This window comes from Actinomyces dentalis DSM 19115 (assembly GCF_000429225.1).
Classification (GTDB): domain Bacteria; phylum Actinomycetota; class Actinomycetes; order Actinomycetales; family Actinomycetaceae; genus Actinomyces; species Actinomyces dentalis.
In genome coordinates this window covers 1-4,719 of the sequence record NZ_AUBL01000084.1, presented here as the reverse complement: position 1 = coordinate 4,719, position 4,719 = coordinate 1, and the positions used below count along the sequence as shown (strand labels likewise).

7 protein-coding genes are annotated in these 4,719 nt (G+C 60.5%); all 7 read left to right on the top strand.

The window, feature by feature from the left end:
* Positions 1-255 precede the first annotated feature (255 nt).
* Complete coding sequence (locus tag G446_RS18035) at positions 256-657, top strand: hypothetical protein (RefSeq protein WP_051286014.1); 402 nt, start codon at positions 256-258, stop codon at positions 655-657.
* Between the two features lie 55 nt (positions 658-712).
* A complete protein-coding gene (locus G446_RS20165; RefSeq protein ID WP_156916683.1) occupies positions 713-1,099 on the top strand; it encodes a hypothetical protein in 387 nt (128 codons plus the stop codon).
* A gap of 183 nt (positions 1,100-1,282) precedes the next feature.
* Complete coding sequence (locus G446_RS0113225) at positions 1,283-1,579, top strand: hypothetical protein (protein WP_026410495.1); 297 nt, start codon at positions 1,283-1,285, stop codon at positions 1,577-1,579.
* Between the two features lie 59 nt (positions 1,580-1,638).
* On the top strand, positions 1,639-1,971 hold the full coding sequence (locus G446_RS20160; protein WP_156916682.1) for a hypothetical protein: 333 nt from the start codon (positions 1,639-1,641) through the stop codon (positions 1,969-1,971).
* Positions 1,972-2,265: 294 nt separating this feature from the next.
* Entirely contained in the window at positions 2,266-2,859 is a 594-nt protein-coding gene (locus tag G446_RS0113215) for a hypothetical protein (RefSeq protein ID WP_051286013.1), read from the top strand.
* Between the two features lie 80 nt (positions 2,860-2,939).
* A complete protein-coding gene (locus tag G446_RS0113210; protein ID WP_026410493.1) occupies positions 2,940-4,061 on the top strand; it encodes a tetratricopeptide repeat protein in 1,122 nt (373 codons plus the stop codon).
* Positions 4,062-4,073: 12 nt separating this feature from the next.
* Positions 4,074-4,424: a hypothetical protein gene (locus tag G446_RS0113205; protein WP_026410492.1), complete on the top strand. Its 351-nt coding sequence runs from the start codon at positions 4,074-4,076 to the stop codon at positions 4,422-4,424.
* Positions 4,425-4,719: the final 295 nt, after the last annotated feature.

Sequence of the window (4,719 nt, the reverse complement as noted above, 5' to 3'; positions counted from 1 at the left end):
GAGCGGATGCTGGTCGACTACGCGGCCGCGGTCGGACTGCGCCCCTGGGAGGACTCCTTCTACCGCCCGCCCTTCCACCTGATCACCAGCCTCCGACTCGGCCGCGACCGATTCCAGCGCACCCTCGCCCAGGTGCGAACCGAAATGAAACTGGACGAGTGAGCTGGACGGGTAGACTGACCTCACCAGACGTATCGGGCTCGGGACTCCCGGGGTGATCATTGTCGAAGAATGATTTTGAGAGGTGCTTTCAGCATGAAGGCGAGCATTCGCGGACGAATCGATCTGGCTCTGCCGGCGACTGTGACGAGTTTCGAATTGATCGGTGATCGTACTCCGTTTATGAGAACCGATGTCATGACTCTTGAGATCCGAGGTCCCTTCGTGGGGAGACGGGGAGACCAGTCGCTGTGGGACGAGATCGAGCCGGAAGCCCTCGCCTCTCTCCTGAAGGGCTTCGAGGGGCAGGACCTGCTCGCGGTGGAATCCGATCCCGGCTGGCTGCACCTCGACTTCACGGACGGCTGGATCCGCGTGGTGGCGGCCACCACCTACCGTTCATGGGAGTCCTGGGTGATGACTCTTCCCAAGATCACATGGCGGGGCGGTATGGATGGCAAGGGTCCGGACAAGGACTGGAAGGTCGATGGAAAGTGAGCGTCGATCTGATAAGATCACCGCGCCGGACTCATTGAGGAGGAGGAGAAGGACGATGACAGAATTGATTCCCCTGTCGCCATTCGCCAGCATTCCGGGTCGCAGATGGACTGCGCCGCCCTTGAGTCCGGACAAGTATGATCCGGATACACTCGAACGTCTCATGCGGTATCTGGAATGCTCTCCAATGATTCTTCCCTGGATGGAATGCACCGAAGATCTCATTGGAGGGAAGTTCAAAGTTCTCGGCGGGTCCGCGACCATGAGTGACGGGAAGTACTTCTGGCGCTACGAGGCGGGCATGTATCTCAGGCACTACCCGATTCGGGTGCCCGATGAGGCGATCACCTATTTCAAATCGCGACATTGGAATCCTCCCGAATTCACTTCGGCGGAGATCGCGGAACTCGAGAGAGTTCTGATCTCCATGTTCGAGTATTGACATGAATTGGAGTCGATTTGATGTCGACGGCATGCAAGATAAGATCGGAGTATTGGGGTCGGACCTCGTGACGGAGATGTCATTACAGGATTTCCCAACCAATAGTCGCCACTCAAGGCCGCATGGGGGGCGTTCTCAGAAACTAGTTCTTATCTGCAGCTTCTTCGCTTGGAGGGGATTGATGTGAGGTTCTTCCGTCGGCGTAAATACAGTCGAGTCGGAGAGGCGATTGTTGAGATCGCCGAACGTTACCGCGAGCGCTTGGGTCCTCAAGTCACGGATTTCATCGAGGTCGATTGCCGCCACGGCGAGGAAGGGATCGCGTTCGAACTCCTCATCGAAATGCTGTACGAGGAGGAGATCGAGTCCCCGCCCGATGAGCGGCGGGTCCTGCAAGAACTGGGGGAGCAGATGGAGATTCCCGAGGAGAACATGTTCTTCTGGCCAGAGCCGATCAAACGGTCGGCACAGGAATCATAGGTCTACTTTCAGCAGCGAGAGTCGGGGCATCTCATCTGGAATCAGAGGGGGTTGGTGTAATGAACGTATTTTCTCTGGACCGGAGAATCAAGTTCTTCTTCCTCAGGCACCGGTCGTGCGGATTAAAACTCCCGAACGGATGGTTCGGCCGTCCGTACGACAACGGTCTGTCATTGGTCGAGGCCGAAGTCCACGACGATGCACTAATCATCGAGCCGGATCACCCTCTGCGTCTTATTTTCCATGGCATTCCAACCCTGGGATCGAAGGCGGACGGACTCCATCTGACCGATTTTAACGCACTCGTGTTCGAATGGAAGGAAGTCGGCGGCGATCAACGCCCACATCGCGAAATATACACCTCGGGTGAGGTGCACCTTGTTGTTCAGTGAGTCTTTCCCGCCGGGATTCGTGTCGAAGTTCAAGCATTTCAAGGATCTTCGTCGCTTCACCTCGGGCCCCGCCGCCATCACCATGATCGTGACCGCACAGCGGGAAAATCGTTCGGGCAGAGGGAGACGCCCCGCTCCGGACCACATGGCAGGACGGCATGAACGGCCATGGTCAGGACGCGATCTGGAAGACTGGTGGCCCACGAGCGCCTGTCGGCTGAGGACCTCTCACCGGCACCATTGTCCATCTGCTCCCCCTTACTCCATTAGTATTCATGAGAGAGGCTCACCGATATGAGATTCCTCCTGCGACGTTGGCGCGAGTGGATCGGACGCGCCGTCCGCGATATCATCGAGTACTGCCGGGACCGCTGGGACCCGCGTATCGATGTGTCGGCGGGCGGACGGGCCTCCCTGCTGTCCGCCTCGGAAACCATGAGGCTTCTCCGCGGTCTCGACGATCCGGATCCGGATTATGCGGAGGCGCCCGTGAACCTCCGTCACCGCACCGAGCACAAGCGCTTCAAGCTCCTTGTCGATGCCATTGACGAGGAGTTCTCCTGCTCCTGCGAGCATGACGACCATATGGAGGATTCCACCGAGCTGGGTCGGATTGTGATCCCTGAGACCGTCCTCGACAGCCCGGCCCGGATCGTGATATCCATCAGCGACTTCGGCAGAATGGCCATCGTCGCACTCGAGAATCCCGCGGCGTGGAGCGATGCGGAGACGGCGGAGTTGATGGCGGACTCTGACAGGACCCGCATTGAGAACGCCCTCGGACGCCTCGGCTACATTCATATCAGCGAGGATCCGTTGGACGACCCGTACGACGGCGAGTTCGACTGGCCGTCCACGTGGAGGGACAGATTCTTCGAATACATCTGAAGCGGTTCTCGCACGAACCCACCGGGATCATCCCCGTGGTATGCTTCACGATGACGGCCCACTCCCCCTGAGGAATGACAATGGATGACTCGACGACCAGCGCTTTTTCAGGAGAGCCCGGAGACTGGTCGGACCTCAACATCTCCTGGAACCGGGTCGCCCTTCTGCGCGACATGGGTCAGGCGGAGCGCGCGCTCGCCGAGGCCGGGCGAGTGTGCGCCGCCTTCCCCGACATCGCCCTGGTGCACCTCTTGTTGGCGATCTGCCTGTGCGATGTCGGCAGGGTGGACGAGGCCCGCGAAGAGGGATTCGAGGCTCTGCGACTTGATCCGAACGAGGTTCAGACGCTGCGCCTGTGCGCTCAGCTTGCCCGGACGCCCGTGGAGAGCCGGGATCTGCTGCGACGGGCCGTCGGGCTCGATCCGCACGACGGGCGGACCCTCGCCGACCTCGCCGTGGCCGAGCAGCAGACGGGACTCCCTTTTCGACGCTGGCGGGAACTGGAACGACTGGCGCTCGAGGCGGCGCCGGAGGACCCCGACGTCCTTATGGCCGTAGCGCGCCTGGAGGGCTGGATCAGCACCCGGAAGGGTCAGAAATTTCTGCGCAGGGCGCTGGCCCTCGACCCGAATAATCCGAATGCCCTGTCGGACCTGTCCTGGATGGCCACATCCGTAAGACAGATCCACGAGGCGGGCGAGGCCCTGAGCGCGGCGCTGGCCGTATCCCCGACGAACCCCGTCCTCAATAGGGCGGCCGATTCCCTCATTCTCCGGATCCACCGCTCGGTAGTGCCTTTCAGCATTATGGCCGAGGCAATCACCGCCGTGATGTCCCGCTCTCTCGGGTACGATCCGGAATTGAACACCAAAGCGATATTCCTGTCATCCTGGGGGATGTTCGGAATGGTCATGGCCATAATTTCAGTCCCCACGCTCCTCGGTCTTGGCCCGCGGACGGCGATGTTCATGAGAGCGTTCTACGGCAACCGCCCGGTAGAACGCGCTCTCATGCGCACGACCCTGATCCTGGTGCCCATTCAGCTGGGTGTCATCCTCGCCACGGGGGACCTCGATGCGATCGGGACGTCCGCGGCCCTCTCACTGGTCATCACCACCAGTGTATTCGCATATCAGAAGCATACGGTCAAACGGAGGCGGGCGCGCGAACCCGCGGTCGGAGGAGTCGCTGACGCCACCTAAGGAGATCGAATTATGAAAGTGGATGAGGTCGCCGACTTCCTCGTCAAGGAGGGTGTGCGCCCCAGGTTCTTCGCCATCAATACGGTCGCCGCCGACTACGCCGCAGTTCTATACCAAGAGGGTCCCGCCCGGTGGGTCGTGTTCTACGCGGAGCGCGGAGATCGTATCGGTGAAAAGGTCTATGATTCGGAGGACGCCGCCTGTCAAGCACTGATTAAAGAGGCTCGTTTCCTGGAGCAGGATATGAGGGAGTACGAATCCAGGCCGCGCAGGCCGCATCCCGTGACGCCGAAGCAGAAGCCGGTCAAGGAGGGTCCCGACTTCATCGTGGACTCCACGGGCACGATCACGCCGACGCGGTGACAAGCCCTGAAGATCCTCGCGACGATCGCGCCCGCCCTGGTTGCACAGCGGTTCGCATGGGTTGTACACTGCGAACGATTCTCGTAACCGCATCCACTCGTGGACGATTGGGATAAGGGATGGTCGGCTGTGTTCGATGGTCGTATCTACGGTTTAGGCGGCAGGGGGCTGTCCGTTCGTCTGGCGCGCGCTAAGGGTCTCGGGCTATTTCGTCGCGGCCGCCCCGCCGGCCCTCGACCCCGAGCACTTCCCGGGGTTCAGGCAGTTCTACGTGCTCGGCCCGCAGACGGGGCGC